We start from the raw sequence: 19737 nt of genomic DNA on the forward strand, positions 1-19737 counted from the left end.
AAGCGCGATCGCAGTTCACACTTTGCTTAAATCGCAGGCTCTTTATACTCGATCAACTTAGCTTGTTGACCACGTAGCTTAGTTGACCAATAGTTAAACTGTCCAATCGATTCAGGAAATTTTCCTAACACACAAAATCCTGCATACGATCGCGCATCAGATGCCGAATCTCCCCGACTCAGACGATAGCGATAGATTTTCCAGCACAGCAACGGATAGCCCAAAAACGCGAGCAAGCTTAGCCCTGACGTAAAATACGCTAGCCCGATTGCAACTAGCGGCAGTCCCATGACCCAGCCCCAGTGCTTGCGATTTTCGCGCACCATATACCGTTCAGGTGGCGCCCCATGTAAATCTGTCCACGCTGCCATTGCCCAACCGCCACGAACTGAACGCTTCCACCACTGCCGAAATTCCAGCATAGCGGCATCATGTCGCGTCATTTCGGCATCAATTCGCTGAATCTTCCAGCCCAATTTCCGCAAGCGCACACACATCTCAGGCTCTTCACCTGCGATCAGGGTTTCGTTATATCCGCCCACGGCTTGGATCGCTTCGACCCGTATCAAGGCATCGCCTCCACAGGCTTCTGCTTCTCCCACAGGCGTATTCCACTCCATGTCAGCTAAACGGTTATAGACAGATCGCTCTGGAAATCGCTCTCGCCGTCGTCCACACACGATCGCGAATGTTGCGTCACTCGCGAATGCCGCGATCGCAGTCTCGATCCATCCTTCAACGAGTTCGCAATCGCCATCAATGAATTGCACATATTTGAGATCTGGAACCTGGGCGACCAGATGCCGGAATCCAGCATTTCGCCCCCGCGCCATCGTAAACGGAATCGATAAATCCAAATTGACAACCTGAACTCCAAGCGACTCCGCAAATGCAACGCTGCCATCGGTTGATCCTGAATCCACATAGACGATCAATGTTCCGGTTGGCATTTGGGCGACCAAGGATTTCAGACATCGCACCAGTCGATCTCCTTCATTTCTGCCGATCGCGACTACCCCAATTTTTTCCAACATGATCTTAAGTCGCTCAACTTTGTCCAAGTTAATGATTACAAGCCCTGCACCGTCACGAGTAACAATCTATAACTTTTAGGATTTGATAGATTGCTGCTCTATCTATAAATCGCCCCATCCATCAATCGTTGCGGTATGTAATTAGGATGACAGTAAATTATCTTCAAAAAAATTATATTGGCATTTACAGTAATCGTGATTAGAACCTTTTAACCATGAACAGATGAATCAATCTTATCGGTAGACCTAGATCACATTCGCAGCGTTTCAGTGCTATTCCATGGCGTGGTTCAATATTTTCATCGCTCCTTCACAATTCCATGACTTCCAGCAAAGAATGAAAAAGAGTAAGCTCAAAGAATTGTGAAAATATGCTCCGTTCTTATACTGAGACTAATTTCCTATCCGTAAGTTGCACTCTGAAGTCTTATGAAAAATGATATGACTAAAATTGCATATCTGGTGAATCAGTATCCGAAAGTCAGTCACAGTTTCATTCGGCGTGAGATTCACGGAGTCGAAGCTAGCGGTATTTCGGTCGGTCGGTATGCCATCCGCTCCTGTCATGCAGAACTCGTAGATGACGAAGATCAAAAAGAACTGGCGCTCACCCGCACAGTTTTAGAGAGCGGTGGATTTACATTATTGAAGAGTCTGGCAGCCGCAATCGTCACTCGTCCTCATCAAGTTCTCCAGGCACTTAAGCTCGCTGTAAAATTTGGGCGACGCTCCGATCGCGGAGTCTTACGCCATTTGATTTATTTGGCTGAAGCTTGTGTTCTAAACGACTGGTTTCAAGCAGACGGTATTCAGCATATCCATGCCCATTTCGGCACGAATTCAACGACCGTTGCGATGCTGTGCACTGCCCTAGGTGGTCCAACCTACAGCTTCACAATCCACGGACCTGAAGAATTCGACATGATTCAGTCTTTATCGATCGTCGAAAAGGTTCAGCGTTCCTCTTTCGTCGCAACGGTGAGTTCATTTAGCAGAAGCCAGCTTTATCGCTGGTGCGATCAATCGCAATGGGACAAGATTAAAGTTGTGCATTGTGGAGTCGATCGTTCTTTCTTCACAGACGCCACTCCTATGCCTTCAGAACCCAGAATCGTCTGTGTCGGACGACTCTGTGAAGCGAAAGGGCAACTGCTTTTAGTTGAAGCGATTAAGCCGATCGTGGCTGCAGGCATTGCAATTAAGCTAGTGCTTGTAGGAGATGGTCCCTTACGTCCTCAAATTGAAGCTTTGATCGCTGAAGGAAACCTTCAAGATCACGTCGAAATTACAGGCTGGGCAAGTGGCGAAACAGTGCGCGAACACATTCTCGCTTCGCGTGCTTTAGTTCTTCCGAGTTTTGCAGAAGGGCTACCTGTTGCCTTAATGGAAGCACTCGCCTTACACAGACCTGTGATTAGTACCTATATCGCAGGCATTCCTGAATTGGTCATCCCGAATGATTGCGGTTGGCTAGTTCCTGCAGGCTCTATCGCAGAACTCACCTCTGCAATTAAAACTGCGATCGAACTTCCTGCCGAAGTCCTAGCTCAAATGGGGCAAACTGGAGCAGCACGAGTACTGGAGCAGCACGATGTGGCGATCGAGGCGCAGAAGCTTGCCAATCTCTTTAAAGATATGACTGCAAAGCCTGCTGTAGAAAGGGGTTTGACTGAAACCCGTGATCTGATTGTTCCACTTGTGCAATCTTCTCAATAGTTTCCTCTCGATCGTTTCTTCTCAATGACTCACCCTACCCTTAGACAAGAGCCTCAATCCATGAGCAATGCACCCGACTCCCTAACCTTGTGGCAACAGATTGTCGAAGACTGGAATGCCCATGGGCGTGACTGGACAAAACCCGGATTTCGAGCCGTTGCCGTTTACCGTTTCGGGGTTTGGAGAATGCAAATTCAGCCTCTTGCCTTGCGTGCTCCGCTGAGTGTGCTCTACCGTATGCTCTTTCGCAAAGTTCGCAACCATTACGGCATTGAGTTACCTTATAGTGCCAAGCTAGGGCGAAGAGTGGTGATCGAGCATCAAAGTGCGATCGTCATTCATGGAAATTGTGAAATTGGAGATGACTGCATTATTCGCCAAGGCTGTACCTTAGGCAATCGTTATCTGGATCGCGCCTACGAAGCCCCGAAGCTGGGAAATCGGGTAAATGTCGGAGCAGGGGCGAAGATTTTAGGAAAGGTTGTGATTGGAGATGATGCTTGTATTGGAGCCAATGCAGTAGTTCTCAAAGATATTGGAGCTGGAGAAACTGCCATTGGGATTCCTGCCAAAATTCTTAAGCCAAAAGCTGTTCCCGTAGGGACATCTGATGATGTGTTGAACCTAGAAGCAGCAATGGCTGCTCCTGCTGCTCCCATTACTAAATAACCCTACATAGGCATATTAATATATAGCAATATAACCCCCTAACAGGTGATTCAGCCGCGCCTATTAGGGGGCTTTGTTTTGCGAAGCGATCTCGTCTTCTCTCTGAAATCATATAGTCTGCTGGTTCTTATCGATCTCGGTCAGATCTACAAATTTCCACGGGAAGTAGCAACGTCTAAGTAGCCCATCATACTGCCAAGCCTAGAATTCACTACTGCAACCTGAACTGTTGAAAGGAAGCTCGATCGTGTGATTCTAGATCGAGCACTCCCCAAGCGATTCAGCCGAAAAAGCATTGCTATGGCTCCATACTCTCGTTGAAAAAACTCTGCCTATATCCAAGGAGGTAGAAAGTTCTCAATCGAATTGAGTCGCTCATGTAGTTGGGTATGCCAGACCATAGCCTAGAGTGCGGCAAGCCTTCGTAAAGCATCAATGAAGAAAATCTGGACTTTTAGAGCGAAAAAGATATTGTTCAGTGCATTCACGTAATCTACAATAGAGCGCTCGTAAAATGGTTCAAATGCCCAGTTCTGACATTGATAAAATTAGCCCTAAAGCATGGCTAAATTATCATAATGCACCAATTCTACTTGCAAGATATTCTGGTATTGCAAGCTAGACTATTCCTTGAGAATAAATGATACATTCCTAAAAAATAGCGTTGATAAGATTCAGGTTTTATTTAAGCTGAAAATTGACGATCTTAGATATATTTCAATATAATTCTGTTTGTTTTATAACAGCGCAACTTGCGCCCACGCTGAAAGACTTCTAGTTTAGAACAACGTAAATCCATTCTTTTGTAAATTGGTAACGCCCTAAAAAACCTAGTCTCAAATCATTAGAACGATAAAATAGTTCATGTAGTGATGGCGTAAATGCATATCATCTTCGTTGGACTAGAAGTCTATATACGTCTAAATTAGTAAATCAGGTGTTTAGAATCTAAGTCTTGTGATATTTCAAAAGCAGGCCTGTTAATAAATAGACAGATAGTTTCATGGATTTATGTCAGATTTTATCCAGTAATATGATGAGAAATTATCAAAATCTCTATTGGTGAGATCGCTAAATCTTGAGCCTATTTTGTATCAAATTCATAGAAAAAATCTGCTAATGAATTTGTTGTTAATCGTTCAATTGATTGAAGTATGTTGTTCCAAATTAGAAGATAGCTTCTCTCTAAACCGCTTAGCTCAATACGATCAGGCGCAGCAAAACTTTTAGAGCGCTTCGTGTGTTGTCTTTGTGTAACAGATGATTAACAACTTCACAGATTCATTAGAAACATGTTCCGTAGTTCCACGGTTCCCTAACCGAATAATCCCTTAATAGTCGCGTGAAGATTCAGTAAAGCGAGTAGACGCACCTTCAGAAAGCCACTTAGATTACATACAGAGCCGCCTCGGAGTTCGATAGGGCAACTGCTCAAAATAACTTCTGAATCAGCTGGGCTTCTTGTGTGTTGTTTTTTCAACTTGATACGGGTGCAAATCAGCAGATCACCGAAATATGTCTCCCAACTGGGACAGATATTTCGGTGCACAGGCTCTAGCTCTCCATTGGGCAAGCCGTAGTAGAGATCTTTCGGGCAAAGTAATGAGACAGGTTCACCTTCTTAACATTGGAATCCACAACCTCACGATGATTGAGCTACTCGAAAAGCTGCGGCTTGGCGGGACAGTCTTTACACCCAATGTGGATCATCTCATGAAGTTACAGCATGACTATGAATTCTACCGTGCCTATCAAGGGGCGGATTTCAAAGTCTGTGATAGTCGTGTGTTAGTATATGCCTCCTATTTTTTAGGAACCCCGGTGCAAGAAAAAATCTCTGGCTCTGATCTGTTTCCAGCTTTCTACACGTACTATCAAAACGACCCCAGCGTCAAAATTTTCCTTCTTGGGGCTGCTCCTGGCATTGCAGAGGTTGCCCGAACTCGAATTAACGACAAGGTTGGTCGCAACATGGTTGTTGCGGCTCATTCTCCTTCTTTCGGTTTCGAGCGAAACGAAGCAGAGTGCCAAGCCATCATTGACCTGATCAATCGTTCTGGCGCAACCGTGTTAGCGATCGGGGTTGGCGCACCGAAACAGGAACTCTGGCTCACAAACTATAAAGATCAGCTTCCGAATGTCAAAACCTTTCTCGCGATTGGGGCGACGATCGATTTTGAAGCTGGCACAATCCAGCGTTCTCCTCGCTGGATGAGTGATGTAGGACTGGAATGGTTGTTCCGGATTCTGTGTGAACCGAAGCGACTTTGGAAACGGTATCTCGTTCACGACCTGCCGTTCTTCTGGCTGATTCTTCAGCAGCGCTTTCGCAATTATCAAAACCCCTGGGCATCCGAACCGACCACTGCATCGCATAAAAAATCACGATCATTAATGAAAACAATCTAGGGAGACTACGGATGCATTTCAGCATGTTTTCTATATCAAATCCTTAATCTCACCTTTTTGAAGGCTAAGTTATGGCATAGTTATGGGAGAAAGGCTGACAAGGTGATCCGAACGCGATACCATCTAGCGAAACTGTACTTAAAAAGCTGCGCTCAAAGTCGTATCGGTTGACTGAACTCAAAGCCGAATATTTTCAGGCTTGCATCTCAACCGAATCCTGTTTGCTTCTCAAATCATTCTCAGCGCCATCAGTTTTCGGCTTCCTATGTTCCCCAGGTTATGAGTCCCTCATTCCTCAATTCCCCTTTATGACAAGCATGAAAATGGAGACCAAGCAATATTCTGAAGACTTCGATCTTCAAAACTATTGGCTTATCCTGAAACGCCGTTGGTTAACTGCTGCTACTGTTCTTGCAGCAACCGTTGGGCTGGTTGGGCTAGCTACTTCGATGCAACGTCCTAGCTTTGAAGCAAACGGGCGACTCTTAGTTCAGTCAAACCGCACGACCTCTTTAACCGGAGTCGGTGAAAAAGTCGGGACACTGGAATCGCTCAAGCGCGAGGGTAACCCGCTTGACACGCAAGCGGTTGTCGTTACGTCGTATCCGATCTTGCAGCGTGTGATCGATACTCTGCAGTTGAAAAACTCCAAGGGTCGTCCGATGGATCCCGAGGAACTCAGCAAGCAGCTCAAGGTTGAGGCAGTGCCGACAACGGACATTCTCAACTTGAAGTACAGCGATAATGACGCAGAGATGGCAGCAAACGTGGTCAACCAGATCATGAAGGCTTACATCGACAATAATCTGAAGACGAACCAAGAAGAAGCAAATAAAGCAGGTCGCTTTATTGAAAGCCAACTGCCGCGAGCGGAAGCAGAGTTGCAAAAAGCCTCTGAAGAGTTACGCCTATTTAGAACTCAAAATCAGATTGTAGATTTAGAACGCGAATCCGCTGCAAATATTAATTCGCTCTCGCTCCTACAAGATCAGCTCAACCAAGCGCGATCGCAGTTAGCAGATGTCGCCCGTCAAGAGCAAGTCGTGCGCGATCAGTTAGGGTTAGAGACAGGGCAAGCAATCGATCTCGCTTCACTCAGCCAGTCGCCTGGAGTTCAAGAAGCCTTGAGCCAATTGCAACAAGTCCAAACTCGTTTGGTCACTGAGCAAGCTCGCTTCAAGAGCACCACTCCGCAAATTCAGACCTTGCAGCAACAAGAGCAAGACTTGAATGCACTACTGCAATCTCGGGTGAGCGAAGCAGTCGGAGCAAGTGTGCAAGTTGCTCCTGGTGCGCTACAAGTCGGCGATATCAAGCGGAAATTAGCAGAGAGCCTAGCCACTCTGCAGTCGCAAAAATTAGGGTTAGAGGGCCGTGTAGGAACGCTTGCTGGATTGCAGTCAAGCTTCCGCAGTCGCATGGCAGCAACCCCAACATTAGTGAAACAGCAAAGCGAATTAGAGCGTAAGCAAGACTTAGCACAGAAGGCTTATGAGAATCTCACAAGCCGCTTGCAAGAAATTCAAGTTGCAAGAAATCAGCAAGTTGGCAACGCCCGTGTGCTACAAAACGCGCTTGTTCCGACACAGCCAACCGGACGGATGCGGTTGATTCTCTTAGCCGCAGGCACAATGATCGGCTTGCTCTTGGGAGTTGCGGCAGCATTCTTTAGAGACATGATGGACAAGTCGCTGAAGACGGTCAAAGAAGCCGAAGCGCAATACGGCTACACAATGTTGGGGTTAGTTCCGAAGTTTGAAACCAGTGATACGCCAACGATCGTTTCGCCGAGTGCCGATGACATTTCGCCACGGGTGATTGCAATGACTTCACCGCGATCGATGATTCATGAAGCTTATCAGATGCTGCAAGCCAATCTGAAGTTTATGAGTCTCGACAAGAAAGTGAAGACGATCGTAATCAGCAGTGCGGTACCCCGTGAAGGTAAGTCTGAAGTAGCAGCGAACTTAGCCGCTACGATGGCACAGTCGGGTCGCAAAGTCTTGCTCGTCGATGCCGATATGCGAAATCCCTCGCAGCATCACTTGTGGGGCATTGTCAACTCGGTTGGGTTGAGTAACGTGGTTGTCGATCAGAGCGAACTGCGCCAAGCAGTCAAGCCGATTACGAACAATCTTTCGATTCTGACTGCGGGTGTCATGCCACCGAATCCCCTGGCAATTTTGGATTCTGAAGCAATGACGACCTTGTTAGAAACGATTGCTAAGGATTATGATTACGTCCTGTTTGATACGCCACCCCTAGCGGGAACTGCAGATGCGGCTGTCCTAGGCAAAATGGCGGATGGCGTCTTGATCACAGTTCGTCCAGGCGTAGCTGATGCTGGCAGCATCTCTGCTGCTAAATCTTTACTCGATCGCTCTGAGCCAAATATTCTAGGCCTGGTTGCGAATGGAGTCAACGTGCGTTATGAGCCGGACAGCTACTTCTACTACACCAGCCCGCGTGAGCAGGTTTCGGAACGGGGAGAAGGTGCGCGTTCAGTCCGTTCGTTACTGACAAAATAGTCTCAGATTCTCTGTAGATGTGAAAAGGTTGCGGCAAATCATCTGACCGTAACCACACCGATCTTCTTGATTTTGTATTTATGCTGAGTGCCTGTTTTTTGGGAGTTGCAGCTCTTTTCTTGGGGCTGAGCTGCTGGACATTTTTAGAAACTCTGGCTGCTGTGTTCGCACGGCGAATCGAGCCAGCTTATCCGTCGTCTTCATCTGCGCGGGTGGCGATCTTAGTCCCTGCTCACAACGAAGAAATTGAAATTGCAGAGACGCTGCAAACCTTAACAGCACAAAAGCGACCTCAAGATCAGCTGATTGTTATTGCAGATAACTGCACGGATCGAACTGCCGAAATTGCTCGATCGATGGGTGTGACTGTACTAGAGCGCCATGACACACTCCGGCGTGGCAAAGGATATGCTTTGGACTATGGCACAACGCATCTAGCTGCAGATCCACCTGATGTCGTGATTGTAGTGGATGCAGACTGTCAGGTGCAGCCAGGCACGATCGAACAATTAGTCGATACAGTGATGGCAACGGGCAGACCGGTTCAGGCGACCTATTTACTCCAGAAACCGCCTCAAGCGACGGCTAAACACTCTGTTGCCGCATTTGCTTTCACGCTCAAAAATCTGGTGCGACCGCTCGGATTAACTCATCTTGGGCTGCCGTGTTTATTAACGGGGACAGGGATGGCGTTTCCTTGGGCAGCGATTCAAGCCGTGAGTTTAGCGAGCGGTCATATCGTTGAAGATATGAAGGTCAGTGTGGATTTAACGATCGCTGGATTTGCCCCCCTTTATTGTCCAGAGGCACGAGTAACGGGGGTGCTGCCGCAGAATAGCCGTGCGGGTGAAAGTCAACGCACCCGATGGGAGCATGGACATTTGCAAGCGATCACCACCTTTGTTCCAGTCTTAATCAAGAGTGCAATTCAGCGAAGAAATTTGGATGCGCTAGGAGTTGCTCTAGAGCTGAGTGTCCCGCCCTTATCGCTGTATGTCATGAGCTGGTTGGCAATCAGTGCCATTACGCTGTTTTGGGGTTGGATAAGTGGGCATTGGTTCCCTGGAATGATTGCGATCGCGGCTGGAGCTTGTCTTGCAGGGACAGTTTTTGGAGCTTGGGCGAAGTTTGGGCGCGACGATTTATCGCTGCGCGACCTGATCACAGTTCCAATGTACATATTGTGGAAGATTCCGGTGTATCTGAAGTTTTTAGTGCGCCCGCAGAAAACTTGGGTGCGCACAGAGCGGGATGTGCGCTCGGCTTCAGAGTAGTGACTCGTGAAGCGTAAATAATTAGGAACTTTGGCAGAGGATTTAAGTCGGGGTTAAAGTCGAACATAGCGCACACAAGCTGGTATAGGAAGTCTTACCGTGAAGCGATTCGTCTCCCTGAAAACACTCGGTCATAGTTTTATGTGGGGTGCAGCCCTAGCTCTGTCAGCTGTTGCTCCTAGTTTCGCTGCTGAACGTTTAAATTTGCGATTTGGACCGTTTGAGCAATCGATTGAGGTTGCGGATTTAGAACAGTTTGCTCAAAGTGGAAAAGTCTCTACATCGCTTCAGCTCTATACTGCAATTCTGACTCCTGAATTTCGCAAAGCTTTAACGAGTCGATTAGAGCTTGATCCCAACTTGGGCACGCGGATTGTTGAAGACTTGTTAAAGTCTCCATCGGGGCAGCAGGTTTTAAATTCGATCCGACAAGCTGCTCCAGAATTAAGTTTAGAAACGCTGCAAGCGGGGTTTTGGTTAGCAGCTCGGCAGGCAAATCAACTCGATGCAATTGGGGTGATCAAAGCGATTCCACAAGATACGGTGACGATCGATGTCACCCAAGCGCTAGGCATCGCGTCTCAGTTGAATTTTTCCTACTGGAAAACTCAAGGGATTCAATCGCTATTAACGAATAGTTTGCCAGCGGGCAATCCAGGATTTCGCGCTGAACTTGATCCATCTGCGCCCGGAAATCAGCCGGTTCGAGAACAGTTTTTTTCATTCTTCGATGATCAACGGAATCGCCAATTGCCTGTGGATTTGTATTGGAGTTCGACCAATCCTCAAGCGCCTTTGATTGTGATTGCGCCAGGGTTTGAGGCAAATCGGAAGTTTTTAACATATCTGGCTCGACATTTGGCATCGCATGGATTTACAGTCGCCGCGATCGAGCATCCGTTTGTCACGCGTGGTGGAGCACTGCCCGCTTTGAATCCTGATCGCTTAGTGCCTGGAACTGAGTTTATTGATCGCCCCAAAGACGTGAGTTTTTTGCTCGATCGCTTTGCGGAATTGAATCAACAACCGGGCGAACTACAAGGAAAACTCAATACTCAAAAAGTTTCAATGATTGGGCATTCGTTGGGGGGGTATGAAGCGTTGGCGCTGGCTGGGGCTGAGTTGCGGATTGATGAATTACGCGATTTCTGTCGAGAAAGTGGTCTATTAGAGCGGGTTCCAGCGGATTGGCTGCAATGTGCAGCGGCTGAACTTCCCCAAAACCGAATTAGTGTTCGAGATCCAAGAATTGTGCAAGCGATCGCGCTCAACCCGGCGATCGGGCAAATTTTTGGTAAGGAAGGTCTAAAATCTGTAGCTACGCCAACGATGATCTTGACCAGTACCGACGATCGGTTAGCTCCAGCATTTACGCAGCAGCTTCAACCCTTTTTGCAATTACCGACTCCGAAGTATTTATTAACGGCAATTGGGACAACCCATCTCAGTGTGAGCGATCCCGGCAATTTCAGTGGAGCCGTGGCGCAAGGAACGTTAGTCAAAGAGCGCAGGGGCAAGGAAGTTGAACCATTGCGGCGATTGTTGCAAGGGGTCACTTTGGCATTTGTGCAACAAGCGACTCCTGCTGCCAAAACCTATCAGCCGTTCTTAACCCCGGATTATGCGCGATCGCTATCGAAGCCAGAGTTACCCATGCGGTTGAATACTGAACTGCCTGAAAATATTACGCGTTGGCTGAGTTTGGCGTCGGTTTTTTGAATTTAAAGGACTGGAGAAGTTCTATCCAACCTGTGCGGATTGGCTCGAACTTGTTCGTAAAAGTTTCATAAAAGTTCATATCATGAACCTGTGCGATCGTCCGCGCACGGAAACCTACGAGACAGAGGAGTCACCTTAAATGAGTTCAGCTTTAGCTGTATGGATTACCAGTACAATGCAGTCGCTGGGATACATCGGAATCGGATTTCTCATGTTCATGGAAAATCTATTCCCACCGATTCCGTCCGAGCTGATCATGCCGCTAGCTGGATTCACTGTCTCGAAAGGAGATATGGACTTTCAGTATGCCGTGCTGGCTGGTGTGGTGGGGACAATCTTAGGAACGCTGCTCTGGTACTATGGTGGACTTTTGATCGGCGAGAAGCGAATTCGAGAACTGGCAGATCGCTATGGCAAATGGATCGGCGTAACCGGTCAAGACATTGATAAAGTCAATCGTTGGTTTTACAAACATGGAACCAAAGCCGTTTTATTTGGGCGACTCGTTCCCGGCATTCGCACGTTGATCTCGCTCCCTGCGGGGTTAAGTGGAATGCGACTCATGCCGTTTTTGGTGTATTCCACGATCGGGACAACGATTTGGACTGCCGCTTTAACGTATGTTGGGTATGTTTTGGGCGACCAGTATGAATTGGTGGATGAATATCTTGCGCCTGTTTCTAAGATTGTTCTCGGCATTTTAGTCATCGCCTTTGTGGTTTGGTTAATTCGACATCGAAAGGCTTCCCAATAAGGCATGGGTATCTCTAGAATTGTGCCGCAATTTTGAGATGAGACGGGGAACAGATTCAGGCGTAAACTCTTCCAGAAATAAGGCTCCTAGCTTTTGAGCAGATTGTCTCAGCACAACCGTTTAGATCACAAGCACAGGCATCAAGCGGTCGTGCCAACGCGATTTCGACTTATTGTGCGAACCTTGACTTCAATCGTTGCGAGGATATGAGCAATGCGCGATTGTCCCTTTATTTCGTTTAATCTGATAAGGGGATTGGACATTTAGACGGACGGTGATAGGATACTCGCTCGGAAAAGTCACTCCGGATGTAGATCAATCGCTGGTGCCGATCCTTCTAATTATTAATCGTTATGATTGCAAGTTCACTTTTGCTCTCTCACATTCACATCTACCAGGAACACAAGTCAAATCGATCTTGAAAAAACGTTCTAACTACTGGCAACTTCTCGCTTATCTTCGCCCCCAATGGCGCACGATCGTTTATGCCTTGATGTGTGCGGTCATTTTTGCTGTGACTTGGCCCGCCATGGCATTTTTGTCAGAAAAAATGTCTCGGTTTATCAGCGAGGGGCGAATTGCTGCAATTGCGGAAACCGCTGGCTATGTGATTTTGATTTGGGGAAGCCAAAAACTTGCACAATACGGTCAAGAAACGCTGATTGCCAAAGCTTCGTTGAGTATTGCGATGGAGTTGAGAAATCGCACGTTTTCTCATATTCAACGCTTGAGTCTCGCTTATTTTGAGACTGTGCAGACTGGAGATCTCACCTATCGATTGACAGAAGATGTCGATCGCATTGGTGAGGTAATTCAGAAGCTCTTTAGCCAGTTTGTGCCGAATGCGATGAAGCTCGTTGTGACGCTGATTACGATGCTGTATTTCAATTGGCAGTTGACGCTTTCAACGCTGATCGTGGCTCCGTTGCTAGCTGGATTAACGGCTTGGTTTGGCGAGAAGATGCGGAAGTTGTCGTATCGGAGCCAGAGCCGGATTTCAGACTTGTCGGCGTTGCTGACAGAGATGTTAAGTGGCGTGAGATTAGTGCGCGCCTTTGCAGCGGAGGATTATGCGATCGAACAATTCCGCCGAGGTTCAGAACGCAATCGTCAAGCCAGATACGCGACAGAACGCTTGAGAGCGATTCAATACCCAGTTCAAGGATTTTTAGATGCGCTAGGAATTCTCGCGCTCTTGTTAGTGGGCAGTTGGCAAATCTCCCAAGGGAATTTGACGGGCAGTGAATTCATTGCGTTCGTGGTCGCGGTCGCGATGTTGTTTGAGCCGATTAGCACAGTGACATTGAACTACAACGAGTTTAAGCAGGGAGAGGCTTCGGTCGATCGTGTGTTTGAACTGTTGCAGATTAACCCGTCGATCGTGGAACAACCCGATGCCAAAGTTCTGCCTTCTGTGACCGGGAGAATTGAATTTGAGAATGTCTCTTTTGCCTATCGTCCGGATCGTCCTGTTCTGCAAGATTTGAGTCTGCGAGTCTATCCGGGCGAAATGGTGGCTTTAGTGGGGGCATCGGGTGCAGGTAAAACGACGCTCGTGAATTTAATTCCACGATTTTATGATCCTCAAGCAGGAGAAATCTGGATTGATGGCACGAACATTCGCGATGTCTCGCTGAAAAGTTTGCGGCATCAAATCGGGATTGTGCCGCAGGAAACGATTTTGTTTACGGGAACGATCGCGCAAAATATCGCCTTTGGACAACTCGATTTTGATATGAATGCAGTTCGAGAAGCTGCCAAGATTGCCAATGCTCATCAGTTTATTAGTCAATTCCCCGATGGCTATGAAACTTGGGTCGGTGAGCGAGGAGTAAATTTATCGGGAGGACAGCGGCAGCGGTTAGCGATCGCGCGGGCGGTGCTGCTCAATCCTCGGATCTTGATTCTCGACGAAGCAACTTCAGCGTTGGATTCAGAATCCGAAGCTTTGGTTCAAGAAGCTTTAGAACGCATTATGCAAGGTCGAACTGTGTTTATCATCGCGCATCGTTTAGCGACGGTGAGACGCGTCGATCGCATTCTGGTCATGGAGAAAGGACGAGTTGTAGAGTCTGGAACTCATACAGAATTGCTCGCAGAAGGCGGACGATATGCACGATTCTATGCACAGCAGTTTAGCTAAGCTTCACGTTTACCATCTGTGGAGCAACGATCGGGTGTCATTTTGATTGTTCTATAGCAATCCGGTTTGAGGTGTAGAGGCTAAGAAGAGTAGGGAGTAGGGAGCTAATCCAGAGAACTACTCCCCACTTCACAACTGATTTGGAATTGCGATTTATAGGTTTCGATCATGACCCTACCCATTAAATGCCTGACTCAACCCTTGATGGATGCGATCGCTGAACAAGCCCGCACGAGTCCTCGCCATCGCAAGAACTACAATTTTCATGAGCATAGCGACATTGTTCAACGCTTTCTCAATGTTTTGCAGCCTGAAACTTATGTTCGCCCACACCGCCATGTTCGCCCAGAAGGTAAGAGTGGCTTTGAATTCTTTCTAGTGTTGCAAGGCGCGATCGGTATTCTGATTTTAGATGGATCCGGAGAAGTCATTCATACCGAGAAAATTAGCGCAACTGGAACGACTAGAGGAGTAGAACTTGGAGAAGGCATGTTTCACACTTTGATCGCGCTTGAGCCAGATACCGTCATGTTTGAGTTAAAAGAAGGACCTTACATGCCGATCGAAGACAAGGACTTTCTGCAAACTTTTCCTTTAGAAAATACAGCCGAAGCTCAACAGTGGATTCAAACTTGGATGCAACATTTTCAGTAGTACTGTGCAGGTGCATCTATTCAGAATCGATCGTAGAACGAGACTTCAACTTGAGTCTATTGCTCAAGCAAAATTGAAGTGAGCTTTTCGGAATACTAAAGTTCTGATTCATGGCAACCTTCTTTTACTGTCAGTCGCTTCTGAGTCAAAGCGCAATGTGCTTACACTCCAGTCGAACCGAATCCACCTGCTCCGCGAATAGTGTCAGATAAACGATCGACTTCTTCAAGCTCTGCGCGAATCACAGGCACAATGACCATTTGGGCAATTTTCATATGCTTCAGCACCTTGAAAGATTCTTGCCCATGATTGATCAAAATCACTCCAATTTCACCTCGATAGCCTGCATCAACTGTGCCTGGAGTATTGAGAACCGTAATCGAATGCTTCAGTGCTAGCCCACTTCTCGGACGAATTTGGGCTTCAGTTCCGAGCGGTAGCTCGATCGCGATTCCTGTTCCAATCAGCGCTGTCTTTCCAGGAGGAATGTCTTGCTCTTCTAGCGCAAACAGATCCAAACCTGAATCATCTTCATGTTCGTATCGGGGTAGCTTAGCAGAGTCTACTAGCTTGACAAGTTTTACTTTTGCGCTTTGCATACCTTACAACATTAGCTTGACATCGCATATCGAACCAACTGACATAATCGCTGTCTGAGTGTTTCCAGCCCTAGTCGCTCATGGGCTGAGATAAATGCGGCTTGAGGAAACTCTTCGCGAGCGATCGCTAATTGTTCTGCATCGACTTGATCGATTTTATTAAACGCTAAGAGTGCAGGCCCCGGTGTAATAGGCATCTCACCCAGAATGTGCATCACCGATCGAATCTGACTTTGCCAAGCCGGATGCGACAGATCCACCACATGCAGCAAAGCGTCCGCCTCTGTCACTTCTTCTAATGTGGCACGAAACGCATCCATCAAAGAAGGCGGCAATTCATGAATAAATCCAACGGTATCCGTTAACAACAGTTGCGTTGCTTCATGTGTTTCTGAATCGGTGAAATTTAATCGCCGAGTTGTTGGATCAAGTGTTGCAAAAAGCTGATCGGCTGTATAGACTTCAGCATTTGTTAAAGCATTGAGTAATGTAGATTTTCCTGCATTGGTATAGCCGACCACTGCGATCGAGGGAATTTCTTCGTGCTGTCGGCGCTGTCTCAGGCGCGCTCGATGCGCTTGGAGCTGATTCACCTCTTGCTGAAGTCGCGAAATTCGCCGCTGAATTGCGCGGCGTTCGGTTTCTAGCTTCGTTTCTCCAGGTCCTCTTGTACCGATCCCGCCTCCTAATCGAGACATCGCTTGTCCGCGTCCTGACAATCGCGGCAGCATATATTCAAGCTGAGCCAGTTCCACTTGAAGTTTTCCGGCTCCAGACTGTGCTCGTTGCGCGAAAATATCCAAGATGACTTCGGTACGATCGACAATTCGGATGCCAATCTGCATCTCTAAATTACGAACCTGAGCCGGGGAAAGATCACGATCGAACACAATCAAACTTGCCCCGACCGTTTGCGCTGCCAAAGTAATTTCTTGGACTTTTCCTTCTCCGACTACGGTTTGAGGATGCGGACGCGGGCGTTTCTGCTTCACCGTTTGCAGGACTTCGCCGCCTGCGGTTTCGACCAGTCTTGCCAGTTCCTCTAACTCGGTCTGAAACCGTTGCGCTGACTTATTATCCGTTTGTAATCCGACAATTAAGACCTGATCATGATCGCGATCGACTTGCTGAGCAATATACTCACGGCGAAATTCTTCTTCTAGCCCTTCAACCAACGCCAGAAAATCTTGCTCTGAAACCACGTCTAACCCTAGCGGCGGCGAGACTGTCCAACTCACCTCTGGATGCGGCACTAAATGCGCTAAGTAAGCCGCCTTCACATATCCGGTTGCACCACCACCTCGCCGCTCAAATCCGCCTCCCGTCAGCGTTAATGCTACATAGGTATCTAGTCGTTGCAATGCCATCACCGTCAGCATTGCGTCTCCCGGTGGATCTGACTTGAGTTGAGTCGCAATACAACGAATGCCACAGAGTCGCTCTGCACCATAACGCGGCAGTTCCAGCATTGGAATCTGAGTTTGGCGTAAAGTTCCAACCCCAACCCGAATCACTTGACCGCGACGATTCACATACGTACAAACGGGCTGATTGATTTCAGAACTAATGGCTGCGATCCGTTGAGCAAACTCGGCTGTAGTGATGCGATCGCCCGGTAAGCGCTGATGATACAGCCGTTGAAGCTGCTTGAGTTGACTGCTCTTTAGACCTTGGAGGTTTCCGTAGACGGTTTCGATAACTAAACTTTGCCAAACGCGACTTGATCTCATTCTAGATCGCAGAAGACAGTTGCAAGTTACAGTTTGTGAAATCGCAGACAAATTCTCGCTGCCCTAAACCGCCTGCGTCAACCTCGATCGCTTGAGTCAATCAATTTGACATCCATCTTACTTTTACCCGATCGCATTTCCTGATTCCATCAAAATCTGACGCACCTGATCATGCGTTAAAGTTGGGTTTGCGCTTAACATCAATGCAACTACACCCGACACATAAGGTGCTGCCAGAGATGTGCCCCACCAGCCCGATTGATAGCTATTTCCTGGCACTGTTGTTTCAATGTCTTGTCCAGGTGCAAGCACATAATTCATCTTTGGATTCGACCCCGATCGATTTGAAAAGGCAGTGAGTTGTCGATCGCGATCAACTGCTCCCACAGCAATCCCAAACTGTGTTGCATAGCTCGCTGGATTGCTCGGTTGAGAGGCTCCTTCATTTAATGCCGCAGTCACAGTTATCACATTGCGGCTAGCAGCATAGGCAATTGCCTCTCTGAGTTCTGCGGAATCTGTCCACCACAGCGACATATTAATCACACGTGCCCCATTATCCACGGCATAGCGAATCGCTCTTGCTAAGTTCCCATTCCAGTTATCTTGAGCATTCGTCACCCGCAGTGGCATTAACTTAGCACTGTAAGCAACTCCTGTGATACCAACATTGTTTTGAGCCGCAGCAATCACTCCACTTACCGCAGTTCCATGAACACTCGAAGGTGAAATATCGTTGTTGTTTAAGCTAAAGTTCCAGCCATTTACGTCATCAATAAAGCCATTGCGATCGTCATCAATGCCATTGTTAGGAATTTCACCTGGATTCGTCCAGATATTAGACTTGAGATCAGAATGAGTGATATCAATACCAGAATCAATCACAGCGATCGTAATTCCCTGCCCCGTATAGCCTCGCGCCCAAACTTCTGGAATATTCAGCATATCTATGCTCCAAGACGTTGCTGGAACTGAAGTCATAGGAGCTTGTTTCACAGCAGTAGCAACTGCGATCGCGGCATTCACAAGCCCATAACCAAAACTTGCACTATAGCTTGGGCTTGGAGCATAACTTTGCTCAAAGGATTGAATGCGGAAATTTCCGAAGTCTAGAAGTGTGACCGTCTGGAATTGAAGCTGATTGATGCCCCAGTAGCCGGCTGCACCTGTCGTTGATTGCTGCCATAAAATATCCGTTGTTCCATCTTGGTTGTAGTCACTTAAGCCTTTGATATCCCAAGAAAAATCAGGCGCGATCGACAAATTAGACTTCTTGCCGACGCTCATGCCATTAATTTGCCAGATCTGAACTTGTCCCGATTGCCCATTGCGCCAAAGCAGATCGAATTGTCGATCTCCATTAAAGTCACCGCTGCCTTCCAATGTCCAACCTGCAACAGAGTCGATGTAGAGACTGCGTTCTAAGGTTGTGCCATTCATCTGCCAGAACGCGTTTTCATGAGTTCGATCGTTGCGCCAAAACAGATCTAAATCGCCATCATTGTCATAGTCCTGAACATCTGCAATCTGCCATGCTAAGTCACTGATTGTTGTCGTAATTTGGCTCGATTCGAGAGACATGGCATTCAAGCGCCAGAATGCGACTTCTCCAGAACGCTGATTACGCCAAAGAATATCGCGATCGCGGTCGCCATCAAGGTCTCCAATTCGCTCAATCTGCCAGTTCAGGTCACTAACGGTGTAAAGATCGACGCGCTGTCCCTTGGTCAGAAAGTAGTAGCTTTGACGATCGCGCCAGAGTAAATCAGGATTGCCATCGCGATCGTAGTCATAGATATCAATGATTTGTGTATTGCGATCGAGAACGTAAGAAGCTCGATTGACCGCACGATTTTCCGCGATCGAGAACCAAGACAATTCATTGGAGTTTGCAGCAATCAGATCACTGGGATTCGCGATCGCACTCCAAGCAGGCTTGTCGAAAGACATAGTGACGAATTAAGGCAGGAACGACCTTCCCAGAGTTCCCGCTTCAATTCGTCAAATCTTTATAACACTGGTGATCCTAATCACCTAGCAACAGTTCACCCAGCTAGAGCGAATCGCGCCATCTTCACCGTAGTAAAACTCTTTTTTCCAAATCGGGGCGCGATGTTTCAGCGTATCGATCGCGTATTTACAAGCCTCAAATGCTTCCGTCCGATGCGGGCATCCAACGGCAATTAATACACTGATTTCCCCAATCTCTAATCGTCCAACGCGGTGATGAATCACGACATGAGTGACATCCTTCCAAGTTTGTCGAATCTCAGATGCAATTTCTTTGAAAACCGCGATCGCCATCGGTTCATATGCTTGATACTCCAGATGCAGCACTGAAAATCCATCAGTATTGTTCCGAACCATACCGCTCATCAGCACGATCGCGCCATTGGCTGCGTCATCTGCTTGGCTGTAGACTTCTTCGATCGAAAGCGGCGCGATCGTAATCGTGAAACGATCGCCGGGATGCGTGGGAACGGGCTTTGGCGGAGTCGATGAAATCAT

General features: G+C 47.5%; 14 protein-coding genes. 9 read left to right on the top strand and 5 right to left on the bottom strand.

Going from position 1 to position 19737, the window contains the following annotated elements; all coding sequences use genetic code 11:
• Positions 1-26: 26 nt before the first annotated feature.
• Entirely contained in the window at positions 27-1034 is a 1008-nt protein-coding gene (locus LEPBO_RS0116615; RefSeq protein ID WP_017288685.1) for a glycosyltransferase, read from the bottom strand.
• A gap of 441 nt (positions 1035-1475) precedes the next feature.
• Here LEPBO_RS0116615 and LEPBO_RS0116620 point away from each other — a divergent pair, with 441 nt between their 5' ends.
• The 9 genes from LEPBO_RS0116620 to LEPBO_RS0116665 all read left to right on the top strand — a co-directional run bounded on the left by LEPBO_RS0116620 (position 1476) and on the right by LEPBO_RS0116665 (position 14900).
• The gene (locus LEPBO_RS0116620) at positions 1476-2750 is read left to right on the top strand and encodes a glycosyltransferase family 4 protein (RefSeq protein ID WP_081614746.1); all 1275 of its coding nucleotides are present in this window, start codon (positions 1476-1478) and stop codon (positions 2748-2750) included.
• A gap of 24 nt (positions 2751-2774) precedes the next feature.
• A complete protein-coding gene (locus LEPBO_RS37320) occupies positions 2775-3419 on the top strand; it encodes a serine O-acetyltransferase (protein WP_225885690.1) in 645 nt (214 codons plus the stop codon).
• A gap of 1647 nt (positions 3420-5066) precedes the next feature.
• Complete coding sequence (locus tag LEPBO_RS0116635; RefSeq protein WP_017288689.1) at positions 5067-5828, top strand: WecB/TagA/CpsF family glycosyltransferase; 762 nt, start codon at positions 5067-5069, stop codon at positions 5826-5828.
• 323 nt (positions 5829-6151) lie between these two features.
• On the top strand, positions 6152-8356 hold the full coding sequence (locus LEPBO_RS0116640) for a GumC family protein (protein WP_017288690.1): 2205 nt from the start codon (positions 6152-6154) through the stop codon (positions 8354-8356).
• A gap of 80 nt (positions 8357-8436) precedes the next feature.
• A complete protein-coding gene (locus tag LEPBO_RS0116645) occupies positions 8437-9630 on the top strand; it encodes a glycosyltransferase family 2 protein (RefSeq protein ID WP_017288691.1) in 1194 nt (397 codons plus the stop codon).
• A 99-nt stretch (positions 9631-9729) separates the two neighbouring features.
• Positions 9730-11349 (top strand): alpha/beta hydrolase, encoded by a 1620-nt coding sequence (locus LEPBO_RS0116650; protein WP_026148699.1) that lies wholly within the window; start codon positions 9730-9732, stop codon positions 11347-11349.
• 139 nt (positions 11350-11488) lie between these two features.
• Entirely contained in the window at positions 11489-12103 is a 615-nt protein-coding gene (locus LEPBO_RS0116655; RefSeq protein ID WP_017288693.1) for a DedA family protein, read from the top strand.
• A 418-nt stretch (positions 12104-12521) separates the two neighbouring features.
• A complete protein-coding gene (locus LEPBO_RS0116660; protein ID WP_026148700.1) occupies positions 12522-14246 on the top strand; it encodes an ABC transporter ATP-binding protein in 1725 nt (574 codons plus the stop codon).
• Between the two features lie 168 nt (positions 14247-14414).
• The gene (locus LEPBO_RS0116665; RefSeq protein ID WP_036044653.1) at positions 14415-14900 is read left to right on the top strand and encodes a WbuC family cupin fold metalloprotein; all 486 of its coding nucleotides are present in this window, start codon (positions 14415-14417) and stop codon (positions 14898-14900) included.
• Positions 14901-15061: 161 nt separating this feature from the next.
• Here LEPBO_RS0116665 and dut read toward each other — a convergent pair whose 3' ends face one another.
• From dut to LEPBO_RS0116685, 4 genes are all read right to left on the bottom strand, one after another.
• Complete coding sequence (dut, locus tag LEPBO_RS0116670; RefSeq protein WP_017288696.1) at positions 15062-15499, bottom strand: dUTP diphosphatase; 438 nt, start codon at positions 15497-15499, stop codon at positions 15062-15064.
• Positions 15500-15510: 11 nt separating this feature from the next.
• A complete protein-coding gene (gene hflX / locus LEPBO_RS0116675; RefSeq protein ID WP_017288697.1) occupies positions 15511-17229 on the bottom strand; it encodes a GTPase HflX in 1719 nt (572 codons plus the stop codon).
• 123 nt (positions 17230-17352) lie between these two features.
• Entirely contained in the window at positions 17353-19179 is a 1827-nt protein-coding gene (locus LEPBO_RS40135) for a S8 family serine peptidase (RefSeq protein WP_017288698.1), read from the bottom strand.
• 84 nt (positions 19180-19263) lie between these two features.
• Positions 19264-19737 carry a molybdenum cofactor biosynthesis protein MoaE gene (locus LEPBO_RS0116685; RefSeq protein WP_017288699.1) on the bottom strand — a complete coding sequence of 158 codons (474 nt, stop codon included), beginning with the start codon at positions 19735-19737 and terminating at the stop codon, positions 19264-19266.

Origin of the sequence: Leptolyngbya boryana PCC 6306 (assembly GCF_000353285.1) — a bacterium.
In the GTDB taxonomy this organism is placed as follows: Bacteria; Cyanobacteriota; Cyanobacteriia; order Leptolyngbyales; family Leptolyngbyaceae; genus Leptolyngbya; species Leptolyngbya boryana.